We start from the raw sequence: 21,177 nt of genomic DNA, 5'->3' as shown, positions 1-21,177 counted from the left end.
GACGTCAGCGGCGCGAAGTGCCCCACGACGATCCGAAGACCTGCTGTTCGATGGCGGGCCGGAGGTTCTGCTCCATCCTGTCATCGACCATGTAGTCCTTCAGGCTGTCGCCGGTGAGGGCATTTCCGATCGCGGCCATGATCATCGACTGGTCGAGCGACAGGTAGCGTTCGGCGATCGTTCCACTGCCGACCGCGACGGCGTCGTAGAAGCCACCGGGCCCATAGGCGCCCATCTTCTCGAGGCCGCGCAGGTTCTTCAGCACGCCCTGGCGGTCGTAGGGCAGCGCCAGGAACGACGCGTGCGGGGTGACGACGCCGTCGCCGAACGTCGGGTCGGGGTTGGTGCCCTCGCTGCAGCCGGGGCGATCGACGTCGACGTCGGTCTCGGCATCCGAGGTGTATCCGTCGGAGCGCATGCCGGCGATGTCGACGCCGTACTCGGCGTACCCTCCGAACGGGTTGCTCGCCGGCGAGAAGCCCCACGAGCCGTAGCCGGCCTCATCGAGACCGTGACGCTTCTGGATCTCGACCGTGATCGGGTGGTTCACCGCCCACGACGTCGGACCCCATTCGGTCTCGGGAATGAGCAGGTCGGGCATGAGGGCCTCGAACATGCTGCCGCCCCAGCTCGGCACGAACGACATGCCGTCGTACGAGTAGACGCCCTCGTAGACGTCGACGCCGTCGTAGGTGCGCGTCTCGCCGGTGGGCAGTTGCTCCTGCCAGGCCCAGTCGCAGCCCGCGGGCATCGTGCGGTGCGTGCCGTAGAGACCGGATGCCGGGATCGAGCCCTCGGAGATGCCGAGGTAGGTCGCGATGCGGCTCTCGCTGACGGTCGTGTCGTAGTGGTGGCAGGTGTAGAACGCCTGCTCGCCGCTGCCGTTGTACATGAGGGCCTCGACGGCGCAGCCGTCTCCGGGAGGGGCCTCCCAGAAGCCGCCGCGGTTGGTGCCCGCGGGGAGGTTTGCGGCCCCGGCGGAGTCGAAGAAGGCCGAGAAGTCCATCGAGTGGTACAGCGCATCGGCGCGGTCGGCGAGGGTGGGCTCGGCCTCGCGCACGATGCGCAGCGCCGCTGCCAACCATCCGTTGTCGACGGTACTGAGGAACGGGTGGATGACCTCGCCCGAGGTCGGGAAGATCTCGAGCTTCGCGCCGGTGTCGGGCGCGTACCAGTTGTAGTACATGCCACTGCCGTCGTTGCGGTCCATGGTCTCGAGCGTCGACACGGTGGCGGTCAGTCGCTCGCGCGCCTCGTCTGCGTCGATGATCCCGAGGTCGCGCGCGGTGACGGTCGACCAGAGGTAGCCTCCGATGTTGGTCGGCGAGGTGTATCCGGATGCCGTGGCGGCCTCGAGCGCTCCGCCGATGTTGTCGTCGGGCAGGCCGGTGTTCGCGTGGGCCATCGCCGCCATCGACTCCCAGGTGTCCGCGGCGTAGCGCTGGAGGTCGCGGGCTTCGGGACCGGCGTGCGGAGGCGGCCCCGCGTGCGCCGGCGGCCCCGCGTGCGGCGGGGGTCCCGCGTGCGGCGGGGGTCCCGCGTGCGGAGGCGGCCCCGCGTGCGGGGGCGGACCGGGCTGTCCGGGCGGGGCGGCGAAGGCGGGGGATGCCGCGGCGAGACCGCCCACGACGAGTCCGACGATCGCGGTGGATGCCGCGAGGGTGTGCTTCATGACTGGCTCTCCTCATCGAAAGCGCTCCGGGGGGACGGAGCTCACGTGGGAGATACCTTACACGTGTCAGGTTTTCGATCAACCCCCGCCCGCCGTCCCGCGGATGCGGGAGCCGACACGCCGAGTTCGCGGCATCCGGAATCGGCAGGTCACACCCGACATCCGCACGACGGCGCTGGTCGGCGCCCGCACGACGGCGCCGAGTCCGCACTCCGGCGCCGGACCCGGCCTCCGCACGACGGCCCCGTCCCCTCACCCGCGCGGGGCGTGCGCCTCGAGGAACTCGTACATCTCGGTCGTGTCCACGCCGGGGAACGCCCCGGTCGGCAGGGTCGCCAGCAGGGTGCGGGGCGTGCGCACGTTGGGCCAGGCCTGCCCGCGCCATGCGTTCTCCAACGAGGCCGGAGCACGGCGGCAGCACGTCTCGACGGCGTGCCGCGACACCCCGCGGTTGGGGGTGTCGCGTCCCCGGAACCACTTCGTGTCGTCGAAGCGCACGCCCACGCTCACCGAGTGCGCGCCCTCGCTGGACTGCTCCACGCGGGCGGTGCACCAGTAGGTTCCGTTGCCGGTGTCGGTGTACTGGTAGTACGGGTTGAAGCGGTCGTCCTCGTCGAAGACCACGCGGCTCGTCCAGCGCCGGCAGCACATCTGTCCCTCGATCGACCCGAGGCGGTCGGTGGGGAAGTTCACGTCGTCGTTCTCGTAGGCCTTCGTGATGGTGCCCGACTCGTGCACCTTCAAGAAGTGCACCGGGATGCCGAGGTGCACGGTCGCCAGATTGGTGAAGCGGTGCGCGGCCGTCTCGTACGACACCGAGTAGGCGTCGCGCAGGTCTTCGATGCTGATCGTGCGCCGCTCCTTCGCCTCACGGAGGGCGGGCACGACGTGCGCCTCGGGCATGAGCAGGGCCCCGGTGAGGTAGTTCGTCTCGACGCGCTGGCGCAGGAACTCGTCGTAGCTCGTCGGCTCGCCGTGGCCGAGCATGCGGCTCGACAGCGCCTGCAGCACCGCCGCGCGGGGGTCGCCCTTCGCGACCTTCGTCGACAGGTACAGCCGGCCGTTCTTCACGTCGGCGATGCTCCGGGTCGACGAGGGCAGGTCGGGCACGTAGTGCAGCGTGAAGCCGAGGTGCGCGGCGATGTCGCTCGCCCCGCGCTGGGTGAGGGGACCGCCGGGGTGCTCGATCGCGGTGAGGATCCCGGATGCCGTGCGCTCGAGGTCGGGGAAGTGGTTGTCCTGCGTGCGCATGAGCCGGCGCAGCGCCACGTTGGCCCGCCGCGCCTCTTCGGGTGTCGCGGAGCGCTCCTCGCGGAGGCGCTCGATCTCGCCCTGCAGCGCGAGCATCGCCGAGAGCACCTCGTCGGGCACCGACCGGCCGACGCGGAACGGCTCGATGCCGAGCGCCTGGAAGGTCTGCCCGCGCATCGCGCGCTCGACCGAGATCTCGAGCGCGGCGCGCGCGTCGAGGGGCTCGGCGTCGAGGATCTGCTCGAGCTTGCACTCCAGCGCCCGCGCGATCGCCTGCAGCAGGGTGAGCTTCGGCTCGCGCCGGCCGTTCTCGATCATCGACATCTGGCTCGGGGCACGGCCGACCGCCGCGGCCAGCTCGTCGAGCGTGAGGCCGCGCGCGGTGCGCAGCTGACGGATGCGTCGGCCGATGGTGAGGGTGTCCACCTCGTCATCGTCGAACGGGAGGGATGCCGAAGAAGCAGAGACGCCGGTGTCCATACGTCATGTTCTCACCGGAACAGAAGATCGCGCGATCTTCACACGACAAATGCACTCCGAGGGGGTTGTTCTTCGCCGACAGTGGTCTCCACGGGGCACCGCAGCCCCGGCATCCGAAGGAGAACGCTCATGACGATCCAGGCCACCCCCGCCCAGCAGCCCCTGCGCCCCGGCGACCAGACCGAGACCGCCGACGAGATCCGCGCCGCGTGGGAGAACGACCCGCGCTGGGACGGCATCGAGCGCACGTACTCGGCGGAAGACGTCGTGCGCCTTCGCGGCAGCGTCCGCGAGGAGTCCACCCTCGCCCGTCGCGGCGCCGAGAACCTGTGGAACCTCATCCACACCGAGGAGTACGTCCGCGCCCTCGGCGCCTACACCGGCGGGCAGGCCGTGCAGCAGGTGCGCGCGGGGCTGAAGGCCATCTACCTGAGCGGGTGGCAGGTCGCCGCCGACGGCAACCTCGCGGGGCAGACCTACCCCGACCAGAGCCTCTACCCCGCCAACAGCGTGCCCGCGGTGGTGCGTCGCATCAACAACGCGCTGCTGCGGCAGGACCAGATCGAGCGCGCCGAGGGCGAGATCACGCAGGACTGGCTCGCCCCGATCGTCGCCGACGCCGAGGCCGGGTTCGGCGGTTCGCTCAACGCCTACGAACTGGCCCAGTCGCTGATTTCGGCCGGAGCCGCCGGCATCCACTGGGAAGACCAGCTCGCGAGCGAGAAGAAGTGCGGCCACCTCGGCGGCAAGGTGCTCGTGCCGATCCAGCAGCACATCCGCACCCTCAACGCCGCGCGCCTGGCCGCCGACGTCGCGGGGGTGCCGACCGTCATCATCGCCCGCACCGACGCCCTGGCCGCCGACCTGCTGACCAGCGACGTCGACCCGCGCGACGCGGAGTTCCTCACCGGCGAGCGCACGAGCGAAGGCTTCTACCGCGTGCGCCCGGGCCTCGACTCGGTCATCGCCCGCGGCCTCGCCTTCGCTCCCTACGCCGACCTCCTCTGGGTCGAGACGGGCGAGCCCGACATCGAGCTCGCACGCCGCTTCGCCGAGGCGATCCACGCCCGCTACCCGGGCAAGAAGCTCGCCTACAACTGCTCGCCGAGCTTCAACTGGAAGCGCCACCTCGACGACGAGCAGATCGCCACGTTCCAGGCCGACCTGGCCGCTCTCGGCTACGCCTTCCAGTTCATCACGCTGGCCGGCTTCCACGCCGTGAACCACTCGATGTTCGACCTCGCTCGCGGGTACGCCGAGCGCGCCATGAGCGCGTACGTCGAGCTGCAGGAAGCCGAGTTCGCCGCCGAAGCGAAGGGCTACACCGCCACGCGCCACCAGCGCGAAGCGGGCACCGGCTACTTCGACGTCGTCTCGACAGCGCTCAACCCCGACAGCGCCACGCTCGCCCTGGCCGGCTCCACCGAGACCGCGCAGTTCCACTGAGCCCTCGCCCGCTCCCACCCACCCCTCGTCCCACTTTTCGCAAACCATGTCCCACTTTCGGCTGCCTGGGCCACCCCCAGGCCGCCATTTTCGGGACATGGTCCGAGAAGCGGACGCGCCACAGAAAGCCACGACCATGACCCTCATCGACACCTCTCCCCCGCCCACGACCTCAACCCCGCCCACCACCGCGACATCGCCGACCTCGACGACCGCCACCGGCACGAACGCCGAAGGGCACCGGATGCCGAGCACCTCGACATCCGCCCCGCACCTTCGTCTCGACCGGCCCCTGCACGGGCGCGACGGCGAGATCCTCACGCCCGCGGCCCTCGCCTTCGTCACCGAGCTGCACGACCGCTTCGCCCGGCGTCGGCACGACCGCCTCGCCGCTCGCCTGCGCCGCCGGTTCGAGATCGGCACGGGCGACGACCCGCACTTCCGCGCCGACACCGCGCACATCCGCGACGACCCGTCGTGGCGCGTGGCCGGAGCCGGCCCGGGGCTCGAAGACCGCCGCGTCGAGATCACCGGTCCCACCGATCCGAAGATGACGATCAACGCGCTCAACTCCAGCGCGCGGGTGTGGCTCGCCGACCAGGAAGACGCGACGAGCCCCACCTGGAGCAACGTCATCGGCGGGCAGCTGTCGCTGTTCGACGCCATCCGCGGGCAGCTGTCGTTCACGAGCCCCGAGGGCAAGCGCTACGAGGTCACCGCCGAGCGCACCCCCACGATCGTGATGCGCCCGCGCGGCTGGCACCTGCCCGAGAAGCACGTGAGCTTCATCGATCGCGCGGGGCGCGAGCTCCCGGCATCCGGATCGCTCATCGACTACGGGCTGTACGTCTTCCACAACGCGCACGCCCTGATCGCGGCGGGCCGGGGACCGTACTTCTACCTGCCGAAGATCGAGTCGGCCGAAGAGGCACGGCTCTGGGACGACGTGTTCTCGTTCACCGAGGAGCGCCTGGGCCTGGCCCACGGCACGATCCGCGCGACCGTGCTGATCGAGACGCTGCCCGCGGCGTTCGAGATGGAGGAGATCCTCTTCGCCCTGCGCGACCACTGCGCGGGCCTGAACGCCGGACGGTGGGACTACATCTTCTCGATCATCAAGACCTACCGCGGCCGGGGCGCCCGCTTCGTGCTCCCCGACCGCAGCGAGGTCACGATGACGGTGCCGTTCATGCGGGCCTACACCGAACTGCTCGTGCAGACGTGCCACAAGCGCGGCGCCTACGCGATCGGCGGCATGAGCGCCTTCATCCCCAACCGTCGTCGTCCCGAGGTCACCGAGGCGGCGTTCGAGAAGGTGGCCGCCGACAAGCGGCGCGAGGCCGGCGACGGCTTCGACGGCACGTGGGTGGCCCACCCCGACCTCATCCCGGTGGCGCGCGCCGAGTTCGACGCGGTGCTCGGCGACGAGCCGAACCAGCTCGGGCGCACCCGCGACGAGGTGGCTGTCGACCCCGCCGACCTGCTCGACGTGCGCATCGGCCTGCCGGTGACCACGGCGGGGGTGCGGGGCAACGTCTCGGTGGCGATCCGCTACATCGAGGCGTGGCTGCGGGGCCTGGGCGCTGTCGCGATCGACGACCTGATGGAAGACGCCGCGACCGCGGAGATCTCGCGCTCGCAGATCTGGCAGTGGATCCACCAGGATCACTCCACCGCCGAGGGCATCGCCATCACCCGTGGCTTCGTCGAGGAGCTGATGACCGAGGTGCTCGCCGACGCTCCCCGGTTCGAGGGCGACCGCTTCGACGACGCCGCCGCGGTGTTCCGCGAGGTGGCGCTGCGCGAGGAGTTCCCCGCGTTCCTCACCCTGCCGGCGTACGCGAAGTACCTGGACTGACTCACCGGATGCCGAGGGGCCGGGGCCACGAGCACCGGCCCCTCGGCATCCGGACGTCAGCGCGCGGCGGACCGGAAGCGTCGGGGCTTGCCCTCGCCGAGGTCGCCGAGACGCTCGACGCGCTCGAGCTGGACGGGCTGATTGAGCAGGGCCCGCAGTGCCGCCTCGATCGCCGTGCCGTCGCCTCCGGCGATCCGCACCTCGAGCCCGCCGTCCGCTCTCTGCTCCACCGTCCAGCCGTGCGCGCCGTGGCTCTGCAGCTGCTGCGTGAGGTCGACCGACGGCACGCGCGCCCCCGCGGCGCTGAGGAAGTCGGTGTGCTCGCGCCCCTCGAGGTCGGCGATGCCGACGCCTCCGCCGGGGAGGTCGACGAGCCGGCCGAAGTCGCCGGTGCGGTACCGCACGAGAGGCAGCAGGGGGTTCTCGCCCGCGGTCACCGTGATCTCGCCCATCGCGCCGTCGACGACCGGCTCGCCCGCTGCGTCGAGCACCTCGACGTGCACGCGCCGGTCGAGCACGCGGAACGGTCCGTCGTCGGTGCGCACCGCGATCGGCCGGGTCTCGTGCAGGCCGTACACGTCGAACACGGGGCACGAGAACGCGGCCTCAAGCTCCGCGCGCAGCGGCGCCGACAGCGCCATCGCCCCCGAGAACAGGGCCAGCGGGCGCACGACGGCCCGCAGCTCGGGGGTCAGCAACTCGGACAGGCTCGTGGGGTTTCCCGAGATCACCTGCGGATCAGCGTCACGCACGAACGTCGAGCGATCGGATGCCGCCCGCCAGGCGCCCCGATCGAGGTTGACCCGCGCCATGGCGCGCTGGGCGAAGCCGCTGACGATCGACACGTACGTGAAGGCCTGGCGCTGCTGCAGCACCCACATGAGCGCGAGCCGCTCGGCATCCGGTTTCCAGTCCACTCCCGCCTCGCGCACCAGGCGGACGAGCAGGTGGAAGCCGCGCGCCACCTCCTCGACGTCGTCGGGAATGACGAGGGCCGCCCCCGTCGACCCCGAGCTCGTGCCGTGCAGCATGCGGTCGAGGTCGGCGTCGAGGGGAACGAACGCCGAGATGTCGGCGACGAGATCGGCGCGCCCGATCAGAGGGAAATCCTCGAGGGTCCGAAGCCCCGTCATCCGACGGTAGAACGGCAGCGCGCGGGCGCCGGCGAGGTGCTCGTCGAGCCACCCGTCGAGCGGCAGCGGCGTGCGCGCGCGGTCGACGGCTTCGGCCGAGAGGCGATCCCCCGTGGCGTGCACCCACGCGGGGGCCGCGGGGTGCGTGCGCCAACGCTGCAGCCGCGCGGCGCCGTCGGCGTCGAGGGTCGGCCAGCGCTCGGCATCCGTCAGCACCGCCGCCGACCCCGGTCGGTACTCGCCGAGCGCGAGCGGGTCGTCGGGGTCACTCACTCGAGTACCTCGCGGCGGCCTCCCGAGCCCGCGCCTCGGCCAGGCGGCGGGCGATCTCCTCGCGGTGTCGGTAGGCGGCGTAGGCCTCGGCGAGCGCGGCGTTCCGGCGCAACGAGTCGCGCGCGTCGAGGAGGGCGCGTGCGGTCTCGCGGTCTTCGCCGGCCGGCAGGAAGCCCGCCCACAGCAGGAAGATGCGCGCCGCCTCTTCCCGCCGCTCGGCGTCGGCGAGCCAGTCGCGCGGATCCACCACGGGCGCGAGGCGCAGCGCCAGGGCGTCGATCGCGCGCGTCACATCGCCGCCCGCCGGTGACGGGACGAACGGCTGCACGAGGTCTTCGCTCGCCACCACCCACAGACCGATCGCCGCGCCCGTGCGCACCCGCGCGTCGTCGGCATGATCGACGGATGCCAGGGGGCGGCCCAGCACGTCACCGGCGAGCGCGCGCAGCGAGACGTCGTCGTCGAGGAACGGCCGCGGCACGCTCGACAGGCGCGCGGCGATTTCGTCGACCCCGGGGCCGGGCCGGGCGCTCGCCCACGCCGTGTTCTCGGGCGGCGCGATCGCCGACCACGCGCTCAGCAGATCGTCCGCCTCAGCCACCGAGCACCTCCGCCAGTTGGGCGCACACCGCGGGTGCGTCCTCCATCCGTTCGATGTAGATCACGTCGTATCCCGCCCGCAGCGCCGGCTCCGCGACCCGGTGCTGTCGATCGAGCACGACCAGGGTCGCCGTGCTGAGCGTCTCGCGCACCCGGGGCGCGACATCGGCGCGAGCGGGGTCGCCGTCGCCGAAGAGCGAGGTCAGCCCGTCGTCGGAGAGAACGACGAGGTGACGGCGGTGCGCGGCATCCGGAGTCCCCCGTCCGGCGTACCTCTTGTCGAGCAGGTCGAGGGGGAACGTCGTGCCGCCGGCGAAGAAGTGGGCGAGGTCGGCGATCGTGCGGGCGGGGTCGCGGGAGTACTCCTCGTGGCCGGCGACCTGGCCGGGCCCCGAGAAGCTGGTCACGCGGACCCGCCCCCCTCCGCGCAGCACCGACAGGGCGAGGATCGTGCCCGCGAGCACGGCGGGCGAGCCCGTCTGCGGCTGCGGCATCGAGCCCGAGCTGTCGATGTAGAGGTCGAGATCGATGCTCGACGACACCGGCGGCGGATCATCGACCAGGTACGAGCGCCGCAGCGTCGTCACCCCCGGGACGACGACCCCGCCCGCCTGCAACGTCGCGGGCCAGTCGAGGTCGGCGAGGTCGTCACCGGTCTCCCAGCTCTCGAACGGCCCCGGAAGATCGGCCGAGACCGCGCGCGGCAACCGTTGGGTGAACGGACGCACCCACCGCGTCGCCTCGGCGCGGTACCAGGCCGCGATCACGGCAGCCTGGTCGGCGTCGGCGTACAGCTCGAGAGTTTGCGCGATCCCGAGGGCCTGCCCCGTGGCCGAGCCTTTCGCCACCGACGCGGCCGCGGCCCCTGCGGAGGAGGGGACGGCGCCGCTCAATCGCCGGTCCGACAGCACCCGACCGAGCTCCGAGGGGGTCGGGGCGGCGGCGTCGGCCGCGCAGGTGCCGCCGGGGAGCGCGCCCGCGCCGTCGGTGCGCGGGTCGATGAGGTACGGCGCCACCACGACGCCGAAGCGCAGAGCTCCGGCCACGGCGTCGCCCGCGAAGGTGCGCACGAGCGAGGCGAGCACGTCGGCGTCGAGCGCGGGTCGCGTGACCGTCGCCTCGGCCAGTTCGTCGGACACGCGCTCGGCGGCCTTCCGCGCCTGCCGCAGCGCCTTCTCGGCGGCGCGATGCTCCGCGGCGATGCGCGTCCACGGCAGTTCCTGCTTCTGCTTCGGCGGGCGTCGGTCGGGCGCTGGCGGCTCGGGGTCGCAGAGGGTTCCGCCCGGCAGGTTCCACAGCAGCTCGTAGGTGCGCAGGTAGACCCACCACAGCGGGCTCGGCGACGAGCGCGACGCGCGGTACAGCTCCCGCGACAACCGCACGATGCCGGGCTCGCCCGCGCCGTCGCGCCGTCGCTGCAGGATGGCGACGCGCGCGTTGACGAGCAGGTCGGTCCACAGGTTCGACATCAGCGCGAGATCCGCGTCGCGCAGGGCGGGAGCACCCGCGGCCTGCAGGGCCCGGGCCATCTGATGGCGGATCTTCAGCGCGTCCAGGCGCGTGCTGGGGGCGAGCACGTGGTGCCCGAGCTCGTGCGCGAACACGCTCTCCATCTCGTCGGCTCCCCCGAGCCGCGCGACCATGACCGGGTCGACCGTGACCACCGGCGGAAAGGTGAACCACGCGGGAGCGCCCTGCCCCTCGCCCGCGCCGGGAGCCATGCGCGCATCGTGCAGCCGCACGCCCCACAGCCGCTGCGCCGCCTCCCACGCCGCCAGGTCGCCGCCGACCGGCGCGGTCGTCGTGCTCACGCGGGCGCCGCGACGTGGATCCACGCCAGGTACGAGTCGGCGAAGGTGAGGACGGATGCCGCGCCCGCGGCGCCCGGCTCGGGCTCGTCGTCGAGCGGGCTCAGGCGCGACCCCCACACGTCGGCGTCGATGCGCCACCACCGCTCCCCGGTGCGCACGGCGAACGCGCCGTCGGCGTCGAGCGGTCGACCGTCGGCCGGCGGCGCCGTCCACGCCCCGCCGAGGCCGCGGAAACCCCCGACCGCGCAGACGTAGCCGTTGGCCTCGCGGCGGCCCGGCCACCAGTACCGGTCAGCGCGCTGCCGGTCGACGAAGGCGCCGAGGTCAGCGGCATCCATCCCCAGGGCGGCCGCCGCGGCCGCCCCGGCACCCGACGACCGCGCCGCGTCGATGCTGCGCAGGGCGTCGTCGCGCAGGCCGAGCGCACCGGCCCGCCAGCCCGCGATGCCCGCGAGGGCGACGGGGTCGATGCCCTCGGCGGCCGCGCGTCCCGCGGCGAACGACACCGCGTACCTCTCGGCCGAGCCGCCCGCCGCCGCGACGTTGCGCCCCGCCAGCGCCAGGTCGAGCCCCTCGACCGGCACCGGAGTACCCACCGGCGGGGTGTGATCGGCGAGGTGGCCGGGGCGTCGGATCACGAGCGCCCCTCGAGCCAGCGCAGGTAGGCGGTGTAGCGCTGGTGCAGGTACTTGAGCGCCATGAGGTCGTCGAAGTCGCGCCCGTAGAGCTTGCCGGTGCCCGCGACCGTGCGCAGGCGCGCCTCGATCTGGGTGAGGCGGCGACCGGCCTCCACCGTCCCGACGCCGTCGAGGCCCGCCTCGAGCTGCGCGAGCAGCTCGCCGACGGGATCGTCGGTCCCGCGACCGAGGGCGTCGAACTGCCGGCACGACTCGGCGAACAGGTCGGCCAGCCAGCTCATCACGTCGGTGCTCAGCTCGCGCTCGGCGCCCACGTCGAAGCGCGGATGCGTGGGGTTGGGCAGCAGCTTGCCGCGCAGCACGAACGGCAGCATCGCGCCCACGTCGGCGACCGACACGGCGTCGCGGCCGCGGAACCAGGCGACGGCCTTGGCGTAGACGATGAGGGTCTGCAGCGCCCGGACCGACAGGCCGTTGAGGGTCTGCGCGCCCAGGTCGGTCATGAGGTCGGCCCCGGAGTTCGCCTCGATCGCCTCGGCGACCCGGCCACCCGCCGTGGTCACCGTGTCCTTCGTGCGGTACTCGAACCGGCGCCCACCGCCCTGCACGAATTCGAAGTGGCCGAGGAAGAACTCCAGCCTCCGGCGCACCTCGGCCGGCACCGGCACGGCACGGATCGCCGCGCGCATCGACGACTGCTCGTCGGGGGCGAACACGAGCTCGGCGGGCACGTGCTCCTCGGGCTTCTCGCCCGCTTCGACCCGCGCGACGAGCTCATCCAAGAAGCGGCTGTTGAAGCCCGCCGCGGGCACGGTGACGTCCATGCGGTCGCGCAGCGCCTGGATGACGGGGAAGGTGCCCCCGCCCGCGTCGTCGTTGGCGGTGAAGAACCAGCTCTCCACGCCCGAGGCCGGGGCCGTGCGACGCATCTGATCGTGGCTCTCGACGTAGCCCTCGGCCACCATCGTCAGCAGGGCCGACTGGGTCTTCGTGGGGATGCGGTTGTACTCGTCGACGATCTTGACGGGCCGCGTCAGCCACTCGCGCCACGCGATGCCGATCTCGGCCAGGCTCGACGCGTTCATCAGATCCCGCGGCAGAGGGATGCCGACGAGGTCGCTGATCGACAGCTGCGGCTGCCCCTGCTGCACGCCGCGCCGCACCTCCTCGGGCGTCGAGCCGGCGAGCACTCCCATGAGCACCGCCACCGTGGTCTTGCCGCGGCCCGGCCCGCCGATCAGCAGGCACTTGCCGCCGACCGCGAAGCTCAGCAGCGGCAGCAGCACGTTCGAGGAGTACGACGGCTCGTTCGGCAGCGTCAGCTCGGCGCCGGCGTCGCCCAGCTCGAACGTGAGCGGGCGCCCCGATGAGAACTCCACGTCGTAGTAGGGCGAGATGACCGCGCGGTTGACGATCCAGTAGTACGTCTGCCGCAGCTTTTCATCGAGCGGGGGCGCGGCCGGGGCGGGTGCCTCGCGGAACAGGTCGGCCGCGGCGAGCGGGGCGACCCCGTCGGCGGCATTGGACGTCGTGGGTGACTCGGAGAGCTTGTGCCAGCGGTCGGCCATCGCGCCAGCCTAACGTCCGGCCCGTCGCCGCAGCTCCTCTTGCTCGGCGAGCGACCGCCCCTCCATCGGCGGGGCGAACGACGTCGCCCGCGCCACGGCGTCGCGCACGGCGGGCAACGCCTGAGCGAGTCGTTCGGCGACCGACCCGCGCACCTCGAGCCAGGGCACGGACTGCGCGGCGAGCACCTCGCGGAAGCGCTCCTGCATGTCGGCGCGGATGTGCTCGCCGTCGCGCATGCCGTCCTGCACGAAAGGGATCTCATCGCCGGTCAACACGTACAGCACCGGCGGATGGGCGGCGGCCCGGGCATGCAGGCGATCGGCGACGAACCCGACGTACCGCTCGTGCCAGAGGGCCGTCGCCAGCACGTCGGTGTCGCACACGAGCACCGGGGTGGGGACCCGCCGCAGCGCCTCGTCCTCCCAGGCGATCTGCCGATCGACGACGAGGTCGAACTCGTCGCTGCGCCAGGGGGCGTCGAGCCCGCCCTCGCGCGTCTCGCTCAGCTCGCGTCCGTACTCCGGCACCCACAGCGTGCCGAGCTCCGCGGCGAGCGCCTCGGCGAGGGTGGTCGACCCCGTCGACTCGGCACCCAGCACGACGACGCGCGCGGCGAGGTCGGCCCGTGTGACGGGCGACAGTTCCGACCAGTGCGCGGCGAGATCCGCGCGGATCGCCGTGCCCGAGACGGGGTTGATCACGCGACCGGGGTCGACCTGCACCCACTCGGCACCCAGGCGCCGCGCGAGCTCTGCGCCGTAGTCGTCGGAGGTGAACACCACGTCGGCGGGCTCGTCGAGCAGGCCCGCGATGGTCGCGGTGTGCGCGTCCCACGCGGTCTCGGAGGCGAAGTCGACGGGGGTGTCGTCGACGAGGTCGACCACGCGCACGCTCGGGTGCCCCTCGCGGATCCACGCGACCCTCCGCTCGAGCGGGATGTTCTCGACGGATGCCGCGATCACCTGGACCGTGACGCGGTCGCAGGCCCGCGCCGCGGAGCGGATCAGATGAGCGTGCCCGGCGTGGAAGGGGTAGAACTTGCCGACCACCACGCCGTGGCGGAACCGCCGCTCAGACACGCGCGTCCGCGGGCGCGGCGGTGGGGCTCTCGCGCATGACCCGGGTCCACCCCCGCCACCCGCCGATGCACAGCACGATGAACAGGGCGTAGAGCGCGGCGATGATCCACAGGCCGGTCGCGATCGACAGGCCGACGAACGCGACGTCGACCGCGATCCACACGCCCCAGTTCTCGATCCACTTGCGATTGAGCATGTACTGGGCGACGAGGCTGGCCGAGGTGGTCGCGGCATCCGCCACCGCCACCTGGGAGTCGGTGAACGTCGCCAGCACCCACGTCAGCACGGCGGTGCCGACGATCGCCACGGCGATCAACCAGGGCACCGCTCGGCGCGGTGTGCGGGCCACGTATCCACGGTCGTGCTCGACGCCGCGCGTCCACCGGATCCACCCGTGCACGCCCAGCACGAGGTAGACCAGTTGCAGCGCGGCCGAGGCGTAGAGGCCCGCGGGGACGAACACCGCGAGAAAGACGACGTTGTTGGCGATGCCGATCGGATAGGTCCACACGTTGCGCCGCGCGGCCAGCACCACGCACACGGCACCCGTCGCGAACCCCAGGATCTGCATCCACTCGGCCAAGATCCACTCGATCACCTGTCGAGCCTAGGGGCCGGCGACGCTACGGTCGTGCGGGGTCGATCGGCGCGAACGGGCGCAGGCTCTCGCGCGAGGTGAGCTTGGAGGCCACGAGCGACCCGGCCACGGCGAGGAAGATCGGCAGCAGCAGCGTGAACCCGGTGTTCGTGAACTCGATGATGAGCGCGATCGCCGTGAAGGGGGCGCGCATGTTCGAGGCGAGGAACGCGGATGCCGCGACGATCGCGAGCGCCGTGCCGTCGGCACCGGGCCACACGAACGCCCAGCCGGCCGCAGCGGCCGCACCGAGCGCGGCACCGATCGCGACCGACGGCTGCAGCGTGCCACCGATCGCCCCCGAGCCGAGCGACGCGGTCGTCGCGACGTACTTCAGCACGGCGAGCGCGATGAGCAGCAGGGCCGGCTGCGACAGGTCGAAGCCGGCGGTGGCGAGAGCCCGACCGTTGCCGAGGATGAGCGGGAACGCGGCGCCGAGCGCGCCGACCGCGGTGAAGGTCAGGGGCAGGACGACCAGCAGCTTCCACCCCTGGGGACGGAAGCGCGACAGCTTCTTCGTGATCGTCGCGAAGCTCGTGGCACCCCATCCCATGAGGGGTCCGATGAGCACTGCCGCGACGATCAGCGAGGCGTTCACCTCGAGCGATCCCACCGTGTACAGCGAGCCGTCGCCGACGAGAGGGCGTGCGACGAGCGTCGCGACGGCGCTGACGGTCAGGGCGACCACGGCCGCTCCCACGCTGAACTGCGCGAGGAGGATCTCGACGGCGAAGAGCGCACCGGCCAGGGGGACGTTGTAGACCGCGGCGAGACCCGCACCTGCGGCTGACGCGATCAGGATGCGGCGCCACCGGGGGTCGAGGCCGAACCACCATACGATCTTCGATCCGGCCATCGCCGACAGCTCGCGCGGCGCGACCTCCTTGCCGATCGAGGCGCCCATCGCGACCGACCCCACTTGCAGCACCGTGTCGACGAGGGTCTCCCACCACGGCATCCGGGCCCCGTCGACCCCCTGCTCGACCGTGGCGAGCGTGCGGCCGAAGCGGCGCAGCAGGTACCACCCGACGGCGGCGACCACACCGGCCCCGCCGACGGTGACGATGGGCAGCCACCACACCGACGGGTACGCCAGACCATCGAGGAACGGACCCTCTTCGTGCCCCCACACGAGGTGCTCGAGGCTGTGCACGATCCACACCAGCAGCAGCACCGCGAGGCCCGTGGCGACTCCGGTGATGAGGGTGGCGATACCGAGGCGGAGGAGCGTTGCCAATCCCCCGCGGCGGGAGCGCACGGGAGAGGCGGGAGCGGCGGTCACCCGGCCACGCTAGTGGAGCCGTGTTTCGGAGTCGTCACGGCCCTCGGCTCGGGCGGGCGCGAACAGTAGGCTCGGAACCGTGACTTCCCGCGCCCCGCTCTCCCGCAAGCTGTCCGCCATCGCCGAGTCCGCGACCCTCAAGGTCGACGCCAAGGCCAAGGCCCTCCAGGCCGCCGGCCGACCGGTCATCTCCTACGCGGCCGGCGAGCCCGACTTCGCCACCCCTTCGTTCATCGTGGATGCCGCAGCGAAGGCGCTGCACGACCCGAAGAACTACCGCTACACCCCCGCCGCCGGCCTCCCCGTGCTGCGCGAGGCGATCGCCGCCAAGACCCTCCGCGACTCGGGCCTCGAGGTCGCGCCCTCGCAGGTCATCGTGACCAACGGCGGCAAGCAGTCGGTGTACCAGGCGTTCCAGACGGTGGTGAACCCCGGCGACGAGGTGCTGCTGCCCGCCCCGTACTGGACCACCTACCCCGAAGCCATCGCCCTGGCCGACGGCACGCCCGTCGAGGTGTTCGCCGGGGCCGACCAGGACTACAAGGTCACCGTCGCCCAGCTCGAGGCCGCGCGCACCGACAAGACCACGGTGCTCGTGTTCGTCTCGCCCTCGAACCCCACCGGCTCGGTCTACTCGCCCGAAGAGACCGCCGAGATCGGTCGCTGGGCCCTCGAGCACGGCATCTGGGTGATCACCGACGAGATCTACCAGAACCTCACCTACGAGGGCGTCAAGGCCGTCTCGATCGTCGAGGCCGTGCCCGAGCTCGCGGGGCAGACCATCCTCGTCAACGGCGTGGCCAAGACCTACGCCATGACCGGATGGCGCGTGGGCTGGATGGTGGGACCGGCGGATGCCATGAAGCTCGCCGGCAACCTGCAGTCGCACTTGTCGAGCAACGTCAACAACGTCGCGCAGCTCGCCGCCGCCGCAGCGCTCAACGGACCCCAGGACGAGGCGGAGCAGTTCCGCCTCGCCTTCGACCGCCGTCGTCAGCTGATCGTGTCGGAGCTGTCGAAGATCGACGGTGTCGAGGTGCCCAACCCGCTGGGCGCGTTCTACGTCTACCCCGACGTGCAGGGCCTGCTGAACCGCACCTGGGGCGGCGTCACGCCCACCACCTCGCTCGAGCTCGCCGACTTCATCCTCGAGCAGGCCGAGGTCGCCGTCGTGCCCGGCGAGGCCTTCGGCCCGAGCGGATACCTGCGCCTGTCGTACGCTCTGGGCGACGACCAGCTGCTCGAGGGCATCCAGCGCCTCCAGCGCCTGTTCGCCTGATCTTCCACGTCCGTCGGGGCGGTCGCCGGGATTCCGGTGGCCGCCCCGCGGTCGTTCCCGGCGGGTCGCCCGCGACCGTCCTGCGGACGCCACGGCCGACACGCCGACCCACGGCATCCTCGACCGGCGTGTCGACGCCCGCATCCGCAGGACGGCACCGCGGACCGTGCGCGAGCGCCCGCGACCGTCCTGCGGACGACACGGCCGACACGCCGTTCCATGGCACTCACGACCGGCGTGTCGACGCCCGCATCCGCAGGACGGCACCGCGACTCGCGCGCGAGCGCCCGCGACCGTCGTGCGGACGCCACGGCCGGCACGCCGACCCACGGCACCCACGACCGGCGTGTCGACGCCCGCATCCGCAGGACGGCACGCGGATGCCGGAACGGGCGGGGCTAGAGCTCGACGTTGACCAGCACCGGCTCGGGCTGCAGCAGCAGGCCGAACTCGGCCTGCACGCGACTCTGCACGAAGCGCGCGAGCTCGGCGATCTCGGCCGCGGTCGCCTCTCCGCGGTTGGTCAGGGCGAGCGTGTGCTTGGTCGAGAGCCCGGCGCGAGAGCGCGGGAAACGGAAGCCGCGCGACAGACCGGCGTTCTCGATGAGCCAGGCCGCGCTCACCTTGACCTGCCGCGACACCACGGGGGGCGGGGGCAGGATGCCGTCGAACGCGGCGAGCGGAATGACCGTCACCGGATCGAGCACCGGCGTCAGAGGCCACTTCGGGCACTCGGCCGGGAGGGTGCGGGCGAAGGCCTCCGAGACGATCGCGTTCTGGAAGAACGAGCCCGCGCTCCAGGTGTCGGGGTCTTCGGCGTCGAGCACCATGCCCTTGCGGGCGCGGGTGGCGAGCACGTGCTCGCGGATCCACCGCAGCGACACCGCCTGGCCCGGTTCGAGACCGAGCGCTCCGCGCAGCTGGTCGCCCGCGATCGGTCGCTCCTCGGCACCGACGCGCTCGAGCTCGAGCGTCACCGACACGATCACCCCGGGCCGCTCGGGCTCCGACCCGTAGTGGTGCTTGAGCACCGAGGTGCGGAAGCCGAGTCCGAGATCGGATGCCGAGACGGTCGAGACCTCGCCCGTGGTGGCATCCAGCAGCTCGACCTCGACGAGGGTCTGCACGATTTCCTGGCCGTAGGCTCCGACGTTCTGCACGGGGGCGGCGCCGACGGTGCCGGGGATGCCCGACATCGCCTCGATGCCGGCGAACCCGCGCGCCACCGTTTCAGCGACCAGGGCGTCCCAGTCGTGCCCGGCCTGCACGCGCAGCCGCACCGTGCCCTGGTGCGAGCCCGGCAGTTCTTCGATGCCCGAGGTGCGGATGCGCACGACGGTGCCCTCGAACGGCTCGTCGCCGACGAACAGGTTCGAGCCGCCGCCGAGCACGAACCACGGCTCGCCCTCGGCCCAGACCTCGCGCAGGGTCGCGACGAGTTCGTCGGCCGATCGCGCCTCGATCAGGCGCGCGGGCGCACCACCGGTGCGCAGCGTGGTGAGCTGCGCGAGCGGAACGGATTCGACGTCGGGCATCAACCGAGCCGCACCCGCACCTGCGCCTTGCCGAGGACCGTGGTCTCGGCGAACGTGACGGTCAGGTCGATGCGGGCGGTCTCGTCGTCGACGGCTCCGACCTTCGCGCTGACGTGCAGGTCGGCCCCGGTCTCGGGGTCGACGACCACCGGGCGGGTGAAGCGCACGCCGTACTCGACGATGCGTCCGCTGTCGCCCAGGGCTTCGGCCAGCGTGCCGACGGCGATGCCCATCGTGAGCATTCCGTGTGCGAGGACGCCCGGGAGCCCGACGGCCGCGGCGACGTCGTCGCGGTAGTGGATGGGGTTGAAGTCGCCCGAGGCGCCGGCGTACCGCACGAGCGACTCACGGGTGAGGTGGACGGAGCGTTCGGCGACGACCTCGCCGACGGTGAACGGGCTCATGCGCCGGCCTCCCCTGCGAGCAGGACGCTCGTCGTCGTGACGACGTGGGCGCCGTCGGCATCCACGATCTCGGCCTCGCTCGTGATCATCGCGTTGCCGCCCATGGTGCGGATGCCGGTGACCGAGAGCGTCGCGACGAGCTCGTCGCCTGCGACGATGGGCCGCGTGTAGCGGAACCGCTGCTCGGCGTGCACGAGGCGCGACAGCTCGATTCCGGAGTCGGGGTCGCCGAGCAGCTGCTGCAGCGTGAGGTCTTGCACGACCATCGCGAAGGTCGGCGGGGCCACCACATCGGCGTATCCCAAGGCGCGCGCGGCCTCGGGGTCGGTGTGCTGCGGCGCGTCGGCGAAGACGGCGCGGGCGAACTCGCGCACCTTCTCTCGGCCGACCAGGTAGGGGACGGTCGGCGCGAAGGCACGACCGACGAGTTCGGGGTTCACGGGCACCCGCTCAGTCTATCGAGCGGGGTCGCGCCGCCGCGGGGGGGGTCAGCGCTGGTGGCGCCCGCGCACGGCCTTGACCGCCATCTGCGAGGCGATGAAGACGAGGAAGATCGCGAACAGCACGTTGCCCACGAACGGGTCGACGAACTTCGCGATGAGGGCTCCCACCGGGGTGGTGAGGCACGCCGCGACCCCGATGAACAGGGCTGCGCGCACGTCGACGTTGGAGCGGCGCAGGTTGCCGACCGTGCCCGAGATCGCCGTGGGGATCATCATGAGCAGCGACGTGCCCTTGGCGATGAGGTCGCTCGTGCCGAACAGCAGCAGCAGGGCGGGGACGACGATGATGCCGCCGCCGACGCCGAGCAGGCCCGCCAGGGTCCCGGTGATGACACCCAGCAGCGCGAGGCCCGGTCCGGTGATCCAGGTGAGCTCGAGTTCCGCGTCGCGCGAGGGGATCACGAAGAACAGACTCACCATCACCACGACGAGGAAGGCCACGAACGCCCAGCGCAGGGCGGTCTGCGACAGCTTGGGCAGCAGCCACGTGCCGATCTGCGCGCCGACGACGGCGAAGGCGGCCAGGATCAGCGCGGGGAGCCACGCGACGTGCCCGTCGATGGCGTAGGTGATGACACCGACGGATGCCGTGGGGACGATCGCGGCGAGGGAGGTTCCGGCCCCGAGACGCTGATCGAAGCCGAGCAGCAGCACGAGCAGGGGCACGATGACCGTGCCGCCACCCACGCCGAACAGTCCGGACATGAGACCGGCGAGGAGGCCGACGCCGATGCAGACGAGATACAGGCGGGCGGAGCGCGTGGGGCGGGTCTCGAAGGTCACGCCGACAAGTCTTCCACCGTCCGGGCGCAGCGCGGACGCGGTGACTCTCCCGGAAAAGAAAGCGGCCCCCGGTGGTCCGAAGCCGCGTCCACCGGGGGCCGTCGCCCTCACAGGTCAAGCAGGACGGTGACCCGAACACCGGACTGCGACCACTCGCGCGAGGGTGCGACAGGAATGACGATATGACCCCCGGCATCCGGGTCACGACCCATTGACTAAAGTATCTAGGACTGCTAGTTATTTAAGTTGCTGAAGGTTTGGTACCGCTCCCGGGAATGCGTCATCGGATGCCGCGGTTCACCCCTGCATGACGACTGTAGGAATCATCGGAGCAGGCAACATCGGTTCGGCCCTGGCGAAGGGCTTCACGGGTCTCGGTTACGACGTGGTCATCGCCAACTCACGGGGCCCCGAGACGCTGAGCGACCTCGTCGCCTCGGTGGGTGAGCGCGCCCGCGCCGCCACGGCGCAGGAGGCCGCGGAGGCCGGAGACATCGTCGTGGTGACGGTGCCGCTGAAGGCGATCGACGCCGTTCCCGTCGCCCCGCTCGTGGGCAAGACGGTGCTCGACACGAACAACTACTACTTCGAGCGCGACGGCCACATCGCCGAGCTCGACGACAAGAAGACCACCACGTCGCAGATGCTTCAGGAGCACCTGCCCGAATCGACCGTGGTGAAGGCCTTCAACCACATCCCGGCCGCCGACATCACGACCGACGGCTCCCCCGCCGGCACGGAGAACCGTCGGGCCCTGGCGACCTCGAGCGACTCCGACGAAGCCGTCGCCCTGGTGACGCGCATCTACGACGAGTTCGGCTTCGACACCGTCAACGTCGGACCGCTGAGCGAGAGCTGGCGCGTCGAGCGCGACCAGCCCGCCTACGTGGTGCGCCAGAACCGCGACGAGCTCGAGCAGAACCTGGCCCGCGCCCAGCGCTGAC

18 protein-coding genes are annotated in these 21,177 nt (G+C 71.9%); 4 read left to right on the top strand and 14 right to left on the bottom strand.

Features of this window, described 5'->3' with window-relative positions; all coding sequences use genetic code 11:
- Positions 1-4 precede the first annotated feature (4 nt).
- Both FS769_RS09190 and FS769_RS09185 read right to left on the bottom strand, forming a co-directional pair.
- Positions 5-1,672, bottom strand: a complete 1,668-nt coding sequence (locus tag FS769_RS09190) for a glucoamylase family protein (RefSeq protein ID WP_144832722.1) — start codon at positions 1,670-1,672, stop codon at positions 5-7.
- A gap of 252 nt (positions 1,673-1,924) precedes the next feature.
- On the bottom strand, positions 1,925-3,403 hold the full coding sequence (locus FS769_RS09185; protein ID WP_230705084.1) for an XRE family transcriptional regulator: 1,479 nt from the start codon (positions 3,401-3,403) through the stop codon (positions 1,925-1,927).
- Between the two features lie 129 nt (positions 3,404-3,532).
- On the opposite strand from FS769_RS09185, the gene aceA reads away from it, so the two are divergent.
- Both aceA and aceB read left to right on the top strand, forming a co-directional pair.
- The gene (aceA, locus tag FS769_RS09180) at positions 3,533-4,849 is read left to right on the top strand and encodes an isocitrate lyase (protein ID WP_144832720.1); all 1,317 of its coding nucleotides are present in this window, start codon (positions 3,533-3,535) and stop codon (positions 4,847-4,849) included.
- Between the two features lie 136 nt (positions 4,850-4,985).
- Entirely contained in the window at positions 4,986-6,707 is a 1,722-nt protein-coding gene (aceB, locus tag FS769_RS09175) for a malate synthase A (RefSeq protein ID WP_144832719.1), read from the top strand.
- A gap of 56 nt (positions 6,708-6,763) precedes the next feature.
- On the opposite strand, the gene FS769_RS09170 is transcribed toward aceB, so the two are convergent.
- Genes FS769_RS09170 through FS769_RS09135 form a run of 8 tightly spaced genes read right to left on the bottom strand, consistent with a single transcriptional unit; the run spans position 6,764 to position 15,729 of the window.
- Entirely contained in the window at positions 6,764-8,113 is a 1,350-nt protein-coding gene (locus FS769_RS09170; RefSeq protein ID WP_144832717.1) for an AMP-binding protein, read from the bottom strand.
- The gene (locus tag FS769_RS09165) at positions 8,106-8,714 is read right to left on the bottom strand and encodes a phosphohydrolase (protein WP_144832715.1); all 609 of its coding nucleotides are present in this window, start codon (positions 8,712-8,714) and stop codon (positions 8,106-8,108) included. The genes FS769_RS09170 and FS769_RS09165 overlap by 8 nt, the downstream gene beginning before the upstream one ends.
- The gene (locus FS769_RS09160) at positions 8,707-10,524 is read right to left on the bottom strand and encodes a VWA domain-containing protein (protein WP_144832713.1); all 1,818 of its coding nucleotides are present in this window, start codon (positions 10,522-10,524) and stop codon (positions 8,707-8,709) included. Before FS769_RS09160 ends, FS769_RS09165 begins: the two co-directional genes overlap by 8 nt.
- Complete coding sequence (locus FS769_RS09155; protein WP_144832712.1) at positions 10,521-11,162, bottom strand: potassium transporter Kef; 642 nt, start codon at positions 11,160-11,162, stop codon at positions 10,521-10,523. Before FS769_RS09155 ends, FS769_RS09160 begins: the two co-directional genes overlap by 4 nt.
- Positions 11,159-12,730, bottom strand: a complete 1,572-nt coding sequence (locus FS769_RS09150) for a MoxR family ATPase (protein ID WP_144832710.1) — start codon at positions 12,728-12,730, stop codon at positions 11,159-11,161. The genes FS769_RS09155 and FS769_RS09150 overlap by 4 nt, the downstream gene beginning before the upstream one ends.
- Positions 12,731-12,739: 9 nt before the next feature.
- On the bottom strand, positions 12,740-13,810 hold the full coding sequence (locus FS769_RS09145) for an AAA family ATPase (RefSeq protein ID WP_144832709.1): 1,071 nt from the start codon (positions 13,808-13,810) through the stop codon (positions 12,740-12,742).
- On the bottom strand, positions 13,803-14,408 hold the full coding sequence (gene pnuC / locus FS769_RS09140; RefSeq protein ID WP_144832707.1) for a nicotinamide riboside transporter PnuC: 606 nt from the start codon (positions 14,406-14,408) through the stop codon (positions 13,803-13,805). The genes FS769_RS09145 and pnuC overlap by 8 nt, the downstream gene beginning before the upstream one ends.
- A gap of 25 nt (positions 14,409-14,433) precedes the next feature.
- Positions 14,434-15,729 (bottom strand): chloride channel protein, encoded by a 1,296-nt coding sequence (locus FS769_RS09135; RefSeq protein ID WP_144832705.1) that lies wholly within the window; start codon positions 15,727-15,729, stop codon positions 14,434-14,436.
- Between the two features lie 79 nt (positions 15,730-15,808).
- Here FS769_RS09135 and FS769_RS09130 point away from each other — a divergent pair, with 79 nt between their 5' ends.
- On the top strand, positions 15,809-17,008 hold the full coding sequence (locus tag FS769_RS09130; protein WP_144832704.1) for a pyridoxal phosphate-dependent aminotransferase: 1,200 nt from the start codon (positions 15,809-15,811) through the stop codon (positions 17,006-17,008).
- 398 nt (positions 17,009-17,406) lie between these two features.
- On the opposite strand, the gene FS769_RS09125 is transcribed toward FS769_RS09130, so the two are convergent.
- The 4 genes from FS769_RS09125 to FS769_RS09110 are packed head-to-tail and all read right to left on the bottom strand — an operon-like array spanning position 17,407 to position 20,233.
- Positions 17,407-18,543 carry a UDP-N-acetylmuramate dehydrogenase gene (locus FS769_RS09125; RefSeq protein ID WP_144832702.1) on the bottom strand — a complete coding sequence of 379 codons (1,137 nt, stop codon included), beginning with the start codon at positions 18,541-18,543 and terminating at the stop codon, positions 17,407-17,409.
- A complete protein-coding gene (locus FS769_RS09120) occupies positions 18,543-18,947 on the bottom strand; it encodes a MaoC/PaaZ C-terminal domain-containing protein (RefSeq protein ID WP_144832701.1) in 405 nt (134 codons plus the stop codon). Before FS769_RS09120 ends, FS769_RS09125 begins: the two co-directional genes overlap by 1 nt.
- Entirely contained in the window at positions 18,944-19,393 is a 450-nt protein-coding gene (locus FS769_RS09115; protein WP_144832699.1) for a MaoC family dehydratase N-terminal domain-containing protein, read from the bottom strand. Before FS769_RS09115 ends, FS769_RS09120 begins: the two co-directional genes overlap by 4 nt.
- Before the next feature lie 42 nt (positions 19,394-19,435).
- Positions 19,436-20,233 carry a sulfite exporter TauE/SafE family protein gene (locus FS769_RS09110; RefSeq protein ID WP_144832697.1) on the bottom strand — a complete coding sequence of 266 codons (798 nt, stop codon included), beginning with the start codon at positions 20,231-20,233 and terminating at the stop codon, positions 19,436-19,438.
- A 307-nt stretch (positions 20,234-20,540) separates the two neighbouring features.
- Between FS769_RS09110 and FS769_RS09105 the strand changes: the two genes are divergently transcribed.
- Positions 20,541-21,176 carry an NADPH-dependent F420 reductase gene (locus tag FS769_RS09105; RefSeq protein WP_144832695.1) on the top strand — a complete coding sequence of 212 codons (636 nt, stop codon included), beginning with the start codon at positions 20,541-20,543 and terminating at the stop codon, positions 21,174-21,176.
- Position 21,177: the final 1 nt, after the last annotated feature.

Source organism: Microbacterium sp. BH-3-3-3, assembly GCF_007679045.1.
In the GTDB taxonomy this organism is placed as follows: Bacteria; Actinomycetota; Actinomycetes; order Actinomycetales; family Microbacteriaceae; genus Microbacterium; species Microbacterium algihabitans.
The sequence above is the reverse complement of the archived record's forward strand: the minus strand, read 5'-3'. Positions and strand labels throughout refer to the sequence as shown.